The 14,093-nt window shown below is 70.7% G+C and carries 13 protein-coding genes; 8 read left to right on the top strand and 5 right to left on the bottom strand.

The annotated features are described in order from the left end of the window. The first annotated feature begins 254 nt into the window (after positions 1-254). From ABT053_RS28545 to ABT053_RS28520, 6 genes are all read left to right on the top strand, one after another. Positions 255-1,868, top strand: coding sequence for an acyl-CoA synthetase (locus ABT053_RS28545; protein WP_350972958.1), 1,614 nt, complete (start codon positions 255-257; stop codon positions 1,866-1,868). After that, positions 1,858-2,775 carry a Zn-ribbon domain-containing OB-fold protein gene (locus ABT053_RS28540; RefSeq protein WP_350972956.1) on the top strand — a complete coding sequence of 306 codons (918 nt, stop codon included), beginning with the start codon at positions 1,858-1,860 and terminating at the stop codon, positions 2,773-2,775. The genes ABT053_RS28545 and ABT053_RS28540 overlap by 11 nt, the downstream gene beginning before the upstream one ends. Beyond that, entirely contained in the window at positions 2,776-3,807 is a 1,032-nt protein-coding gene (locus ABT053_RS28535; RefSeq protein ID WP_350972954.1) for a thiolase family protein, read from the top strand. 43 nt (positions 3,808-3,850) lie between these two features. After that, the gene (locus ABT053_RS28530; RefSeq protein ID WP_350973186.1) at positions 3,851-5,002 is read left to right on the top strand and encodes a thiolase family protein; all 1,152 of its coding nucleotides are present in this window, start codon (positions 3,851-3,853) and stop codon (positions 5,000-5,002) included. Positions 5,003-5,021: 19 nt separating this feature from the next. After that, entirely contained in the window at positions 5,022-6,608 is a 1,587-nt protein-coding gene (locus tag ABT053_RS28525; protein ID WP_350972952.1) for an acyl-CoA synthetase, read from the top strand. A 145-nt stretch (positions 6,609-6,753) separates the two neighbouring features. Next, positions 6,754-7,497 (top strand): hypothetical protein, encoded by a 744-nt coding sequence (locus tag ABT053_RS28520; RefSeq protein ID WP_350972951.1) that lies wholly within the window; start codon positions 6,754-6,756, stop codon positions 7,495-7,497. Between the two features lie 86 nt (positions 7,498-7,583). On the opposite strand, the gene ABT053_RS28515 is transcribed toward ABT053_RS28520, so the two are convergent. The 3 genes from ABT053_RS28515 to ABT053_RS28505 form a co-directional block, all read right to left on the bottom strand. Next, the gene (locus tag ABT053_RS28515) at positions 7,584-7,982 is read right to left on the bottom strand and encodes a hypothetical protein (RefSeq protein ID WP_350972949.1); all 399 of its coding nucleotides are present in this window, start codon (positions 7,980-7,982) and stop codon (positions 7,584-7,586) included. Between the two features lie 67 nt (positions 7,983-8,049). Continuing rightward, complete coding sequence (locus ABT053_RS28510; protein ID WP_350972947.1) at positions 8,050-8,382, bottom strand: hypothetical protein; 333 nt, start codon at positions 8,380-8,382, stop codon at positions 8,050-8,052. Positions 8,383-8,398: 16 nt separating this feature from the next. Further along, positions 8,399-8,833 (bottom strand): hypothetical protein, encoded by a 435-nt coding sequence (locus tag ABT053_RS28505; protein ID WP_350972946.1) that lies wholly within the window; start codon positions 8,831-8,833, stop codon positions 8,399-8,401. Positions 8,834-9,005: 172 nt separating this feature from the next. Between ABT053_RS28505 and ABT053_RS28500 the strand changes: the two genes are divergently transcribed. After that, entirely contained in the window at positions 9,006-10,307 is a 1,302-nt protein-coding gene (locus ABT053_RS28500) for a helix-turn-helix domain-containing protein (protein ID WP_350972945.1), read from the top strand. Between the two features lie 686 nt (positions 10,308-10,993). On the opposite strand, the gene ABT053_RS28490 is transcribed toward ABT053_RS28500, so the two are convergent. Next, complete coding sequence (locus ABT053_RS28490) at positions 10,994-11,788, bottom strand: sensor histidine kinase (protein ID WP_350972941.1); 795 nt, start codon at positions 11,786-11,788, stop codon at positions 10,994-10,996. A 362-nt stretch (positions 11,789-12,150) separates the two neighbouring features. Between ABT053_RS28490 and ABT053_RS28485 the strand changes: the two genes are divergently transcribed. After that, complete coding sequence (locus tag ABT053_RS28485) at positions 12,151-13,617, top strand: aldehyde dehydrogenase (NADP(+)) (protein ID WP_350972940.1); 1,467 nt, start codon at positions 12,151-12,153, stop codon at positions 13,615-13,617. A gap of 101 nt (positions 13,618-13,718) precedes the next feature. On the opposite strand, the gene ABT053_RS28480 is transcribed toward ABT053_RS28485, so the two are convergent. Next, positions 13,719-14,093 (bottom strand): hypothetical protein (locus ABT053_RS28480; RefSeq protein WP_350972939.1); only part of this gene is annotated, 375 nt, incomplete at its 5' end.

Below are 14,093 nucleotides of genomic sequence, written 5' to 3'. Positions count from 1 at the left end.
CGGGGTGGACCGGGGTTCCGGCGCCGCCGGGCGGGGCGTCTCCCGGGGTGCCGATCCTGCGATGGATCTCGTGTCGAACGGGCGGGACCGATGCTGGGTCAAGCGCTTGCTAGGCGTACCGCGCGGGGTTAGTCTGCCCATGCGTACAAGAACAGATTCTTGTTCTAAATACCCCGTTCCGCCAGGGCTTGTCGCGATAAAGAGAACGTGATTCACTCCGGCGTGCCGGGGCCTTTCCACCGAGAGGATTTCCGATGGGTACGCTCGGTTTCTGGAGGTTGGCGCAGGCGGACCCCGGATGGGTGGCCGCCGTCGACCCGGACGGCACCGAACACCGCGCCGGCGACCTGCTCGCCCGTGCCAACCGCCTCGTCCACGCCCTGAGGGGACTCGGCCTCAAGGCGGGCGACGGCGTCTGCGGGCTCGTGCCCAACGGCTCCGACGGGCTCACCCTCTATCTCGCCGCCCTGCAGGCCGGCTGGTACTACACGCCGATCAACTGGCACCTCACCGGCCCCGAGATCGGCTACATCGTCGCCGACAGCGAGGCGCGCGCCTTCTTCGTCCACGAGCGCTACGCCGAGGAGGGCCTGCGCGGCGCCGCCGAGTCGGGCATCGCCCCCGACCGCGTCTTCGCGTTCGGGCGGACCGAAGCGTTCGGACGGGCCGAAGGAGCGCGGGTCGAAGGGGTGCGGGTCGAAGGAGCGCGGGCCGAAGGGGTGCGGTCCGTCGCGGAGCTGACCGAAGGGCAGCCGGACACCGCCCCCGCCGGCCGTACGGCGGGCGCTACCATGCACTACACCTCCGGCACCACCGGCAGGCCCAAGGGCGTGCGCCGCCCGCTCAGCGGCCTGGACCCGGACGACGGGGCCGAGCTGATGACGTTCCTGCTCACCCTGTTCGGCATCACCCCGGGCGGGGGGAACGTCCACCTGGTCACCTCGCCGAACTACCACACCGCCGTCACCCAGTTCGGGGGGACGGCCCTGCAGATGGGGCACACCCTCGTCTACATGGACAGGTGGGACGCGGAGGAGATGCTCCGGCTCTGCGAGAAGTACCGGGTGACCAACTCGCACATGGTCCCCACCCACTTCAAGCGCCTGCTCGCGCTCCCCGCCGACGTGCGGTCCAAGTACGACCTCTCCTCGCTCAGGTGGATGATCCACGCCGCCGCCCCCTGCCCGGTCCCCGTCAAGTGGGCGATGCTGGAGTGGTGGGGCGACTGCGTCTACGAGTACTACGCGGCCACCGAGGGCGGCGGCACCATCGCCACCCCGGAGGGCTGGAGGAGCCACCCCGGCACCGTCGGCACCGCCTGGCCGATCAGCGAACTGCTCGTCGTGGACGAGAACCTGGAGCCCGTCCCGACGGGGACCCCTGGCACCATCTACATGAAGATGATGGGCGTTCAGTTCGAGTACAAGGGCGACCCGGCGAAGACCGAGGCCAACCGGTTGCGCGACCACTTCACCGTCGGCGACATCGGCTACCTGGACGAGGAGGGCTACCTCTTCCTCTGCGACCGCAAGGCCGACATGATCATCTCCGGCGGGACCAACATCTACCCGGCCGAGATCGAGAACGAGCTCATGGTCCACCCCAAGATCGCCGATGTGGCCGTGTTCGGCATCCCCGACGACGAGTGGGGCGAGCAGATCAAGGCCGTCGTCGAGCCCGCGGCCGGGGTCGTCCCCTCGCCCGAGCTGGCCGCCGAGCTCATCGAGTCGCTGCGGGGCCGCCTGTCGAGGATGAAGTGGCCGAAGTCCGTCGACTTCATCGCGGAGATGCCCCGCGAGCCCAACGGCAAGCTCCTCAAACGCAAGCTGCGTGACCCGTACTGGAAGGGACACGAACGTGCCATCTAGCGAAGACACTCAGGCGCTGCGGGCGCGGCACGTGCTGGAGTTCCCCGGCGGGTACACGCGCACGACGGGACCGGTGATCGGGCGCTTCCTCACCGAGCTGCGGGACGGGCGGCTCGTCGGGGTCCGCACCGCGGGCGGGCGCACGCTGGTGCCGCCGCTGGAGTACGACCCGGAGACCGGCGACGCGGTGACCGGCGAGTTCGTCGAGGTCGGCCCCGCGGGCACCGTGGAGAGCTGGGCGTGGGTGACCACCCCGAGGAGGAACCACCCGCTGGACCGGCCGTTCGCCTGGGCGCTGATCCGGCTGGACGGCGCCGACACCGCGCTGGTGCACGCGGTCGACGTGGGGAACGCGGCGGACGCCAGGGCGATGCGCCCCGGGCTGCGGGTGCGCCCCCGCTGGCGGGCCGGGCGCACCGGGCACATCACCGACATCGAGAGCTTCGTCCCCGAGGTGACCAGGATCGTCTCCGAGGTCAGCGTCGAGTACACCGTGACGCCCGGCCGGGCGCTGACCCGCTTCCTGGAGGGGGTCGCCGAGGGGGTTCTCATCGGCTGCCGGTGCGGCACCTGCCACAAGGTCTACGTGCCCTACCGGCTGTCCTGTCCCGAGTGCGGGGTGTCGATCACCGAGGAGACGGTCGTCCCGGACACCGGCACGATCACCACCTTCGCCATCAACAACCTGCCCGACCCCCGGGCCCCCGAGGTGCCGTTCGTCTCGGCGTACATCCAGCTCGACGGCACCGACATCCCGATGATCGCCCTGGTCGGCGGGATCCCGGCCCACGAGGTGCGCCAGGGCATGCGGGTGCGGGCCGTGTGGGTGCCCGAGGAGGAGCGGACGATGTCCATGTCGAACATCAAGTGGTTCGCCCCCACCGGCGAGCCGGACGCGGAGCTCTAGATGCGGGAGATAGCGGTCGTCGCGTTCGCGCAGACCCGGCACAGCGCCGTCGACGAGGGACAGGGCGAGGCCGAGCTCATCCTGCCCCCGCTGGAGGAGGTGCGGGCCGCGACCGGGCTGCGGAGGTTCGGCTTCACCTGCTCGGGGTCGTGCGACTACCTGGCGGGCGCGCCTTTCTCGTTCGTCTCCGCGCTCGACGCGCTCGGCGCCTGGCCGCCGATCTCGGAGAGCCACGTCGAGATGGACGCGGCCTGGGCGCTGTACGAGGCCTGGGTCAGGCTCCAGCACGGCGACGTCGACTCCGCCCTGGTCTACGGCTTCGGCAAGTCGTCCCAGGGGGACCTGCGGGAGATCATGACGCTCCAGCTGGACCCGTACTACCTCGCCCCCCTCGGACTGGACCAGGTCTCCTTCGCCGCGCTGCAGGCGTCGGCCACCGGGGCGGACCGGGCCGAGCTGGACGAGATCGTGCGGCGCAGCCGCGCCGACGGCAGGGCGAACCCGTACGCCCTCGACCTGCCGGATCCCAGCCCGGATCCCACCGCGGAGGACGCGGAGGTCGCGCCGCTGCGGCCGTACGACATCGCCCCGATCACCGACGGCGCCGCCGCGCTGGTTCTGGCGGCCGGTGACCTGGCCAGGGAGCTGTGCGAGCGGCCCGCGTGGATAACGGGGATCGCGCACCGCATAGAGCCGCACTACCTGGGCATGAGGGACCTCGCCCGGTCGGCCTCCGCCGCCGACGCCGCACGAGCGGCGGGGGCCGGCAAGGGTGACGTGGACGTGGCCGAGCTGCACGTCCAGTTCAGCCACGAGGAGCTCATCCTGCGCGAGGCGCTGGAGCTCCCGGAGGGCACGCGCGTCAACCCGAGCGGCGGCCCCCTCGCCGCGAACCCGGTCATGGCCACCGGCCTCATCAGGATCGGCGAGGCGGCCGGGCGAATCATGGACGGCACTGCGGGCCGCGCCCTCGGGCACGCCGCGAGCGGCCCCTGCCTCCAGCACAACCTCGTCACCGTGATGGAGGCGTGAGATGGGCAACCCCCGCGGAGCGAGCGAGGAGCGGTGAGTGACCATGGGTAACCCCTGCGCTGTCATCGGGGTCGGCCAGACCCACTACACGACCAAGCGGCGCGACGTCTCCCTCGCCGGGCTGGTCCGCGAGGCGGCCCTGCGCGCGCTGGAGGACGCGGGCCTGACCTGGAAGGACATCGACGCGGTCGTCATCGGCAAGGCGCCCGACCTGTTCGAGGGCGTGATGATGCCCGAGGCGTACCTCGCCGACGCGCTGGGCGCCGCGGGCAAGCCGATGATGCGGGTGCACACCGCCGGTTCGGTCGGCGGGTCCACCGCGCTCGTCGGGGCCTCGCTGATCCAGGGCGGCGTGCACGACCGGGTGCTGGTGGTGGCCTTCGAGAAGCAGTCGGAGTCCAACGCGACCTGGGCGCTCTCCACCCACCTGCCGTTCAGCGCCTCGCTGGTCGTCGGCGCGGGCGGCTACTTCGCCCCGCACATCCGCGAGTACATCCGCCGCTCCGGAGCCCCGGAGCACATCGGCCACCTGGTGGCCGTCAAGGACCGGCGCAACGCCCTGAGGAACCCGTACGCCCACCTGAGGATCCCCGGCATCGACCTGAGAATGGTCGAGTCGACCCCGATGCTCTGGGAGCCGATCCGCTACCTCGACACCTGCCCGTCCTCCGACGGCGCCTGCGCGATGGTCCTCGCCGCGGAGGACAAGCTCACCGGAAGCACCCCCGCCTGGGTGCTCGGCGCGGCGACGCGCTCCGAGCCGATCTTCCGCGCGGGCCGCGACACCGTGAACCCGCAGGGCGGCAAGGACTGCGCGGCCGACGTCTACCGGCAGGCCGGGATCACCGACCCGCGCCGGGAGATCGACGTGGCGGAGGTGTACGTGCCCTTCTCCTGGTACGAGCCGATGTGGCTGGAGAACCTCGGCTTCGCCGCCGAGGGGGAGGGCTGGAAGCTCACCGAGTCCGGGGCCACCGCCCTGGACGGCGACACCCCGTGGAACGCCTCGGGCGGCGTGCTGTCGAGCAACCCGATCGGCGCCTCCGGGCTGATCAGGTTCGCCGAGGCGGCGCTCCAGGTGCGGGGGATGGCGGGGGAGCACCAGGTGGACGGCGCCAGGCGGGCCCTCGGGCACGCGTACGGGGGAGGCGCGCAGTTCTTCGCGATGTGGATGGTCGGCAGCGACAAACCCTGATCCCCCAGGAGGGGTGCGAATGGAGTTCAACCACGCGGATCTGTTCGAAGGGCTCGCCGACGCGGTCGGGGACCGCACGGCCGTCGTCTGCGGTGAACGCCGCGCGACCTACGCCGAGCTGGACGCGCACGCCAACCGGCTCGCCCACTTCCTCCAGGGCAGGGGCGTGCGCCCCGGGCAGCACGTCGGGATCCACCTGTGCAACGGCATCGAGTACGTGGCGGGGCTGCTGGCCACCCTCAAGATCCGGGCGGTGCCGGTCAACGTGAACTACCGCTACGTCGAGGCGGAGCTGCTCTACCTCTACCGCGACTCCGACATCGTGGCCCTGCTGTTCGACGTGGAGTTCGACGCCCGGGTGGCGGCCACGGCCCCCGACGCCCCCGCCCTGGAACACCTGATCGCGGTGGGAGGGCCGTCCGTGGTCGAGGGCGCGGTGCCGTACGAGGAGGCGCTGGCCGGGCAGCCGGAGACGCGCGGGTTCCCCGAGCGGTCGGGCGACGACCTCTACATCATCTACACCGGCGGCACGACCGGCATGCCCAAGGGCGTGATGTGGCGCACCGAGGACCTGTTCTTCGCCTTCGGCGGCGGCAACCCCTACGGCGAGCCGCGCGCCACCCCGGGCGAGGTGATCGAGGCGGCCGTCGCCGCGGGCGAGATGACGATGATGGCCGCGGCCCCGCTGATGCACGGCGCCGCCCAGATGGGCACGTTCATCACCTGGTGCATGGGCGGCACGATCGCGTACGTCCGCAAGTTCGACGCGGCCGAGGTGCTGCGGACGATCGAGCGGGAGAGGGTGCTGACGCTCAACATCACCGGGGACGCGATGGCCCGCCCGCTGGTCGAGGAGATCGCCACCGGCGCCTACGACCTGTCCTCGCTGTTCGTGCTGAGCTCCACCGGCGCGATCCTCAGCGGTTCGGTGCGCGCGCGGCTGGAGGAGCTGCTGCCCGGGAAGATGATCGTCGACAGCTTCGGCTCCACCGAATCCGGCTTCACCGCCTCGGCGGTCCCCGGTTCCTCGCCCGAGTCTGGGCTGCGCTACCAGGCGAACCCCCAGGCGACCATGGCCGTGCTCAACGAGGTTCTCGAACCGGTCAAGCCCGGCTCGGACGAGCTGGGCACCGTGGCGAGGAGCGGACGCATCGCCTCCGGCTACTACAAGGACGAGGCCAAGACGGCCCGCACCTTCGTGACGGACAAGGACGGGGTCCGCTGGCTGCTCACCGGCGACATCGCGAAGGTCGAGGAGGACGGCACCATCGCGATCTTCGGCCGGGGTTCCGCCTGCATCAACACCGGCGGGGAGAAGGTCTTCCCCGAGGAGGTCGAGGCGGTGCTCAAGGGCCACCCGGCGGTCTTCGACGCGGTCGTGACGGGCATCCCGGACGAGCGGTGGGGCAACCGGGTGGCGGCGGTGATCGAGCCGCGCCCCGGCACTTCGCCGACGGCCGAGGAGCTCGACGCCCACTGCCGGGACAAGATCTCCGGCTACAAGGTGCCCAGGACCTTCGCCTTCGTCGACGAGATGGTCCGCTCCCCGGCGGGCAAGGCCGACTACCGCTGGGCGAGGAGGACCGCCGAGGCCGCCCGTTCCTGACGGCCCCTCGGTGTCACCCGGCGGCCGATCCGGCCCGCCGGGTTGGGCGTACGGGCCCGGTTCGGAGAGCTCCAGGGGGCCGGGGAGGCCGCGCGGCCCGGTGGGGCGTGAACCGGCCGGGGGCCCGATCCGTTTCAGTGGTGTGATGCGCTTCCTGCTCGCCGCCGTGCTCCTCCTCCTGACCGGCTGCTCCGCGACCACCGGGACCAGCGCCGCCGTCGAGACTCCCGAGCCCACCGGGCCCGCCGCGCCCGCCGAGACGCGGCCGGGTGACGTCGTCGTCCGGTTCGTCACCTGCGGCGGGATGACGTGCGAGGGCGGTGACAGCATGAGCGTCACCGCCGACGGGCGGGCCGCCTCGCTGCGCGACGGGGAAGTGGTCGTCGTCCCGCTCCCGGAGGCCGAGCTGCGCGACCTGCGGGCCGGGCTCGTCACGTCCCTGACCGGCCGGGAGGGCACGCTCGACCGTACGGGAGGGGCCACCGACCAGCCCTTCGCCGTCGTCACCGTGGTGGACTCCGGCGGGAGGACCCACGAGACCCGGCTGGAGGGGACGCCGACGGCGGAGGACGCACCGATCGTCGCCGCGACCGAGCGCCTCTCGAAGCTGACCGCCAAGATCCGCTCCACCGGCACCCCCGACGTCACCGCGCCGATCACGGTGACGATGTACGAGGACCCGAGCACCCGGCCCATCCGGCAGGCGACCTGGCCCGAGGGGATCACCACGCCGATCGAGGCCGCGACCGGCGGCAACTTCGGCACCCGGACCTACCGGGGGGACGAGGCGAAGACACTGCGCGCCGCCCTGGGCAAGGCGGGGGACAACGTGACGGTGACCCCCGGAGGCAAGACCCTGATCGCCCGCTGGGAGGCGGTGCTTCCCTGATCTCGCCTCCGCGACGTGACGGGGTGTGTTCACGGGGCGGGCCGGTGCCGAATACCGAAGCAGGCATCGTCGGCCTTCGCGTCCGTCTATCGCGCCTGCCCGGTCAGCACCCGCTGCCACATCTCCCGCGCCTCGCGGAGCGTCCACCGCCCGGTGAAGGCATGCTCCGGTGGCCTGCGCTGGATCACCCTGTGGATCATGTAGAGGCCACCGCACGACACCAACTCGTAGAAGACCGTCCGGCAGGAGCACGTGTGCTCCACGACGCGGTAACGCCCCTGCGGTAACGAATCCCAGCCGAGTGCCCGGTACTCCGAGGTGACGCGTACCGGGTGCGCGCTGACGCCAGGGCAGGGCCAGGCGCTACGGGCGTCCTCCGGATCGCCGCTCGGGGTGTCGGGCAGCTCGTACTCTCCTCCGAGGTGCGGAGGGCCGGGCGACGACTCCCGGCCCCCGCGCCTCACCCCGCTGCGGCCCCTGGTCACGCACCACCGCCTGCGGGGAGTGTGAGCGCGACGGCACGGGAGGCTGGTCGCCGTGCCGTCACGCTGTTCATGGAGCCGTAATCGGCTCGGTGTAGTGCTCGCCGAGTCGCCGGGCGATCTGGCGGGCGACCTGTGGCAGGTCGTCGGCCGGGGCGTGCTCGGCGGGCTCCTCCAGGTGGTGGGTGCCCCAGCAGAAGAACATGCCTTCGCGGTCGGCCCAGACGGTCAGCGTGCCGGAGCCGATCACCAGGCGGGGCTGTCCCTCGTCGTAGGCGATGGCGGGATAGACGCGATGGTTGTGCAGCTCGGTTCGCAGGTGCTGGAGTGCGGTGATGGCACCGGGCCGCCAGGTGGCCGCGCTGAGCCGGTCGCCTGCCGGTGTGCCGTGGGGCGGGATCACGTCTGCTTCCTTCCGGTCAGCGTGGGACGACATCGTCGGCATCGTCGGGCAAGAGAGCGTCGGCCAGGAGCGGCAGCTCGCTTCCCAGCACGCCGGTGGCGGGTCGGGCGCGCAGGATCGCGTAGTGCCCGGCGAGCTGCTCGGCGGCGAGGGGCAGCGTCGGCGCGGAGCTGAGCAGCGGGCTGCCCGCTCTGTTGAGCTCGGGGCTGGTCCACCAGAACTCCTCGCCGTCGGTGTAGGCCAGGAGCCCGAGGAAGACGGACACGATGGCGTTGCCGGAGCGCAGCTCGTGGACGTCGGCCTCGATGCCGTGGACGTCGCACAGGACGGCGGCCAGGTCCCCGGCGCGTCGCAGGGCGGGCGAGGCTTCGGTGACGGGTGGCGCGGCGGCGAAGCGGTCGCGGCCACTCGTTGTGGTCCGGTCGAGAACCGGCGCATCAGGGTTGTTCATCGGGTCAGGAGGACCTTCCTGAGCAAGGGGCCCGTCCTGGCGCGCGATGCCACGGGCGGGCTTCGTTTTTTCGTGGCGACTCCATGAGAACGCTGCGTGACCGCTCCACGACAGGGGACACTTCGGATGGGGCGGATATCCCCTGCATCCCCTGTGTTCTTGAGGTGCGCGCATGAATGATCTTCCTGTGTGGGCCGTACGGTTGCGCGAAGAGCGGCGGTCGCGGAAATGGTCCCCCAAAGAAGTCGCCCGCCAGCTGATCGATGCGACAAATGGCCGTATTCGGGCACACATGCCGACTCACGAATCTTTGGCCCGCATGGTCCGCACATGGGAGGCCGGTAAGCATCGGCCGAGCGAGCCTTACCCGCAGCTGCTCGCGCAGGTCTTCGAGGTCACCGAGGGGGAGTTGTTCGCAGATTCGCCGGACGCCGCCGACTCGGGAGAAGTGTCCGAGGGTAGTCTCATTCGGAAGGCGTCAGATGGAGACGACGACATGGAACGCCGACGACTTTTGCAGCTTGCCGCCGCCAGTGCCGGGATCGGGATTCTCGGCGCTTCCGGCGAGCCGGTTCGCCAGCTTCTCGACCTGTCCCTCGATCACGATTTCCGCAGCGGCGAAGAATGGGAGATGGCTTGCGACGATCACCTGTACGCGCTCCGGACCCGGCCCCCAGCGCAGGTGGTGGCCGATCTCGTCATCGACCTGCTTCTCCTGCGGCGGCAGCTGGAAGCCTCCCCTCCCGCTGAGGTGACCGGGCTGCAGCGGGTCCTGGCCGCGCTCTCCGCCGTCCACGGCAACGCGCTGACCCGGCTGGGCGACCACGGGGCCGCTGTCCGCTGGTGGCACACGGCCCGTCACGCGGCCGACGCCTCCGGGGATCGGGAGGTGCGCCTGCTGGTCCGGTGTGAGGAGGCAGGCGCGGGCCTTTACGGACAGCGCACGCCCGAAACGGTTCTCCGCCTTGCCCGGAACGCCGAGCGGATCGCCGGTGGACCCTCCGTCGACCTGATGACCACACAGGCGAAGGCCCTCTCCATGCTCGGCAAACACGAAGAGGCACGCGAGACGCTGAACGCCCTCGTCGACCTGGCGGCGAAGGGCGCCACCGGAGACTCGATCGGCTTCTGGAAAGATAACCAGATCCACTTCGCCGAGAGCTGGGTTCACGCCAGCGCGGGTGACGAGGACAAGGCGGCCACAGCTCGGGAGAATGTGCTCAGGCTGACCGGCGACTACCAGTACGGAGCCAACATCATGCTCCATGAGGCGCTCTGCACGGTCGTCAGGGGAGGCGTCGACGAAGGCGTGCGACGCGCGGCAACGGTGATCGATGCCCTTCCGACCGCCTATCGCAGCCGCTACATCATCGAGACCGGGCGAATGCTGTTGCGTGCCGTACCCCTCGACCAGCGGAACCGCCCGGCCATCGGCGAGTTTCGCGAAGTGCTGGCCATCGAGGCCGCGACGTAGTTCCGGGTCGCTGAGTGCGACGCTCCGTCCACCAACCGGTGGACGGAGCATTGCTTCTTTTCGATGAACATCAACATCGATGTCGAAGCTTTCTGCCCTCCACGCCTCCATGGTGGGAAAATGGTGGGAAATCCGCCACACCGGGATAGGCGGGATGGGGTCTTCGTCTTTGACGAGGGTTGGTGGGCATGCGAGTGGGTCGAGGGTTATTGGATCTGGCTTCCCGACTACGTGAAGTGATCGGCCTGGACTCCACTGCTGTCTGCTTGTCGCCGAAGCAGACAGAGGCCTTCATCGGTGGACCCGTGGTGGCTAGACTTGCGGGGTGACCGCCCAAAAATTCACGCCGAGGGTCGAGCGAATCCTGGCTGTGGCATCTCGGATAGCATCCGAGCACGGGGTTGTCGATGCCGAGAGCGGCGATCCCGTTATCGGCGCCGAGCATATTTTCATCGCAATTCTGAGAGACCGGGACAGCATTCCTTTCCAGGCGCTTCAGGGCCGCTTGAGTGTATATGAATTGCTGGATCCGGTTTTGGACATAATGCGGCAGGAGTCTTATTCTTCGCCCGGAGATCCAGGCCGCAGGAAGTAACCGCGAACTCGCGGACGACCGTGTGAAGGGTCGGGTTCGGCGCCGGGCGGGGTCTCCCGGGACGGCCCCGGGGAGGTCGGCGGCCGTTTGGTCAGCCGCCGTGATGCCCGTTGCTCGACGCGTCGACCGAGGACACCGGCACGGCCGGGTCGGCCAGGGGGAGGCGGACGACGAAGCAGGCGCCGCCCAGTGACGAGTTCTCGACGTGGATCGTGCCGGCATGGGACGTGATGATGTCGCGGGCGATCGTCAGGCCCAGGCCGGTGCCGCCGAGGTCGCGTGAACGGGCCTCGTCCAGCCGGATGAACCGGTCGAAGACGCGCTGCCTGTCGGCTTCGGCGATGCCTCGCCCGTCGTCGGCGACGGTCAGGATGGCGTGACGAGAATCGTGGCTCAGCTCGACCTCCACGACGTGTTCGGCGTGGCGCTGGGCGTTGTCGAGCAACTCGGCGAGCATCCGGCCGATCTTCTCCGGAGCGGCCTCCACCAGGATCCCCGGCCGGCACCGCAGGCCGATCTTGTGCTGGTCCTTCCGCCGGTAGACCTGCATCTGAATGATCTTGGCCAGGTCGACCGTCTTGTATTCGGCGAGGCTCGTGCTCGCCTCCAGCTCCGTGAGAACGAACAGGTCGGCCACGATCGCCTGCAGCCGGTCGACGTTGCTCAACGCGTGCGAGAGGAGGTTTTCCAGGTCGGTCTTCTGGGGGTTGCGCGCGGCCTCTTCGAGGGAGACGCGCAGGCCCGCGATGGGAGTGCGCAGCTCGTGGGAGGCGTCGGCGGCGAACCGGCGCTGCCGGCGGATCTCCCGGCTCAGCCGGCACCTCATGCTGGTTATGGTGTCTTCGAGTTTGTCCAGTTCGTCGACGCATTCACGTAGATCGGTCATCTTCGGACTTCTCCTGCCCTTGACCTATTACGGGCGATCGAGACTTCGCGTTTGCCCACGCCCCTGCGTGGTGTCCGGGACGTGGTGACGCCCGGTCGACGCCTCACCCATCTGGATGATCATTTCGGCTCGGAGAGCTCCCCGCAGGCAGTGGGAACCTCCCTACCTGGTCATTCGAGCCTGCGGTGTCTCACGGTTGCCGTCGGTCGGCCCTGTGATTACCCCGGCCTCCGAGGCCGGACCGCCGAGGCGTGGCCGATGAGGGCGAGCGGATCCGCGCTGGGTGGCCACTGTGACGGAAAGCGCTTACCGTAGGAGAGTGGGTCTGGCGTGGCAGGCTCCGTTGAGGAAAGGCTTCCGTTTTGATCCACTCAATCGACCCCAGGACCGGCGAGTCCGTCGGAGACCCCTTCCCGCTGACCTCGGACGACGAGGTGGACGTGATCGTCGGGGCGGCGCACGCGGCCGGGGCCGCCTGGCGCTCCGCGGACCGGGCGACGGCGCTCGACGCGGTCGCGGCGGCGCTGGAGGCGAACGTCGAGGAGCTCTGGCGGGCGGCCGACGCGGAGACCGCGCTCGGGGAGACCCGGCTGCGCGGCGAGGTGGGGCGGGCCGCCGGCCAGTTCCGGCTCTTCGCCCAGGTGCTGCGGGACGGCGGGCACGTGGAGGCGGTGATCGACCACGCGACGGCCCAGCCGCCGGTTCCCGACCTGCGGCGGATGAACCACCCGCTGCCCGGCGTGGCCGGGGTCTTCGCGGCGAGCAACTTCCCGTTCGCCTTCTCGGTCGCGGGCGGTGACACGGCTTCGGCGCTCGCCGCCGGGTGCCCGGTGGTGGTCAAGGCCCACGACGGGCATCCGGCCACGTCGGAGCTGTCGTGGCAGATCATCCAGCGCGCCCTGCCCGACCCGGCGCTGCTCGGCCTGGTCCGCGGGCTCGACGCGGGGAAGCGGCTGGCCGGGCACCCGTCCGTGGCGGCCGTCGGGTTCACCGGCTCCATCCCCGGGGGCAAGGCCGTCCAGGCGCTCATCGCCGAGCGTCCCGACCCCATCCCGTTCTACGGCGAGCTGGGCAGCGTCAACCCCGTCGTCGTGCTGCCCTCGGCCGCCCGCGACGGCCTCGCCCAGGGGTTCGCCGCCTCGCTCACCCTCGGCACCGGCCAGTTCTGCACCAACCCGGGGCTGGTGTTCGTCCCCGACGACACCGAGCTCCTGGTGTCGGTCTCCGAGGCGGTCTCCGAGACCGTGGGCGGGCCGATGCTCACCGAGCGGATGCAGGGCGGCTACCTGCGCGGGCTGGCCAGGCTCGGCAAGCTCACCCCGCTCGCCGAGGGGCAGCCGGGCGAGGGGGCGTTCGCGGTGACCCCGCAGGTGTTCGTCACCGACCTGGCGACGTTCGCCGCGGACCTGCCCGATCTCGTGGAGGAGTGCTTCGGCCCGGCCGCCCTCGTGGTCGTCTACACCGACCCCGCGGACCTGCCCCCCGTACTGGAAAGGCTGGACGGCTCGCTGACCGCGACGATCCACGCGACCGACCCCGCCGAGGCGCGCGGGAGCGCCGAGGTGCTGCTCAGGAAGGCCGGACGGCTGATCTGGAACGGCTGGCCGACCGGGGTGGCGGTCCGCTGGGCCATGCACCACGGCGGTCCCTGGCCCGCCAGCACGGCCGCCGCCCACACCTCGGTCGGTGCCGCCGCGATCCGCAGGTGGCTGGTGCCGACCGCCTACCAGGACTGGCCGGCCGCGCTCCTGCCGCCCGAGCTGCGCGACGACAACCCGCTGGGCATCCCGCGCCGGGTCGACGGGGTCCTCGTGGAGGGACGCGCCTGACGTTTTCCGTCGTCTGACGTTCCCACCGGTCTCCGGGACACCTCGGAGACCGGCTCGGCGGTGTTCCTCTCCGCGCGGCCTGCGCTTTTTCCCGGAGGGGGTCAGATCCGGACCTGTTCCGCCGAGCCCCGGGGCAGCCAGTGGAACCGGTCGCCGATCTGTCTCGGTGCTCGCAGCAGGTCGTGTTCGATGCCGTCGCGGCCCTGGCGGAAGTGCTGCCATCCTTCGTAGTGGACGGGCAGGATGGTGTGCGGGGAGATGGTCTCGCACAGCCGCAGGGCCTGGTGTGCGGTCATGGAGTAGCGCAGCGGGCCGGTGAGGGGGAAGGCGACGGCGCCCAGGTGGAGCAGGAGGGTGCCGGGCTGGATCCGGGTGGCGGCCCGGCGCAGGGCGCGGTGGTGGACGGTGTCGCCGGTGATCCACAGGGGGCCGTGTTCCTGGCCGGGCCAGGTGAGGGAGAAGCCGATGACCTGGCC

Origin of the sequence: Streptosporangium sp. NPDC002524 (assembly GCF_040295985.1) — a bacterium.
Lineage (GTDB): Bacteria > Actinomycetota > Actinomycetes > Streptosporangiales > Streptosporangiaceae > Streptosporangium.
This window is presented reverse-complemented; position numbering and strand designations above follow the sequence as displayed.

Excerpts from the sequence above, each read along its gene's own strand:
- ABT053_RS28530 (WP_350973186.1), top strand. The coding sequence starts at position 3,851 with ATGGGTAACCCCTGCGCTGTCATCGGGGTCGGCCAGACCCACTACACG.
- ABT053_RS28490 (WP_350972941.1), bottom strand. The coding sequence starts at position 11,788 with ATGACCGATCTACGTGAATGCGTCGACGAACTGGACAAACTCGAAGAC.
- ABT053_RS28505 (WP_350972946.1), bottom strand. The coding sequence starts at position 8,833 with ATGAACAACCCTGATGCGCCGGTTCTCGACCGGACCACAACGAGTGGC.
- ABT053_RS28525 (WP_350972952.1), top strand. The coding sequence starts at position 5,022 with ATGGAGTTCAACCACGCGGATCTGTTCGAAGGGCTCGCCGACGCGGTC.
- ABT053_RS28535 (WP_350972954.1), top strand. The coding sequence starts at position 2,776 with ATGCGGGAGATAGCGGTCGTCGCGTTCGCGCAGACCCGGCACAGCGCC.
- ABT053_RS28520 (WP_350972951.1), top strand. The coding sequence starts at position 6,754 with ATGCGCTTCCTGCTCGCCGCCGTGCTCCTCCTCCTGACCGGCTGCTCC.
- ABT053_RS28545 (WP_350972958.1), top strand. The coding sequence starts at position 255 with ATGGGTACGCTCGGTTTCTGGAGGTTGGCGCAGGCGGACCCCGGATGG.
- ABT053_RS28500 (WP_350972945.1), top strand. The coding sequence starts at position 9,006 with ATGAATGATCTTCCTGTGTGGGCCGTACGGTTGCGCGAAGAGCGGCGG.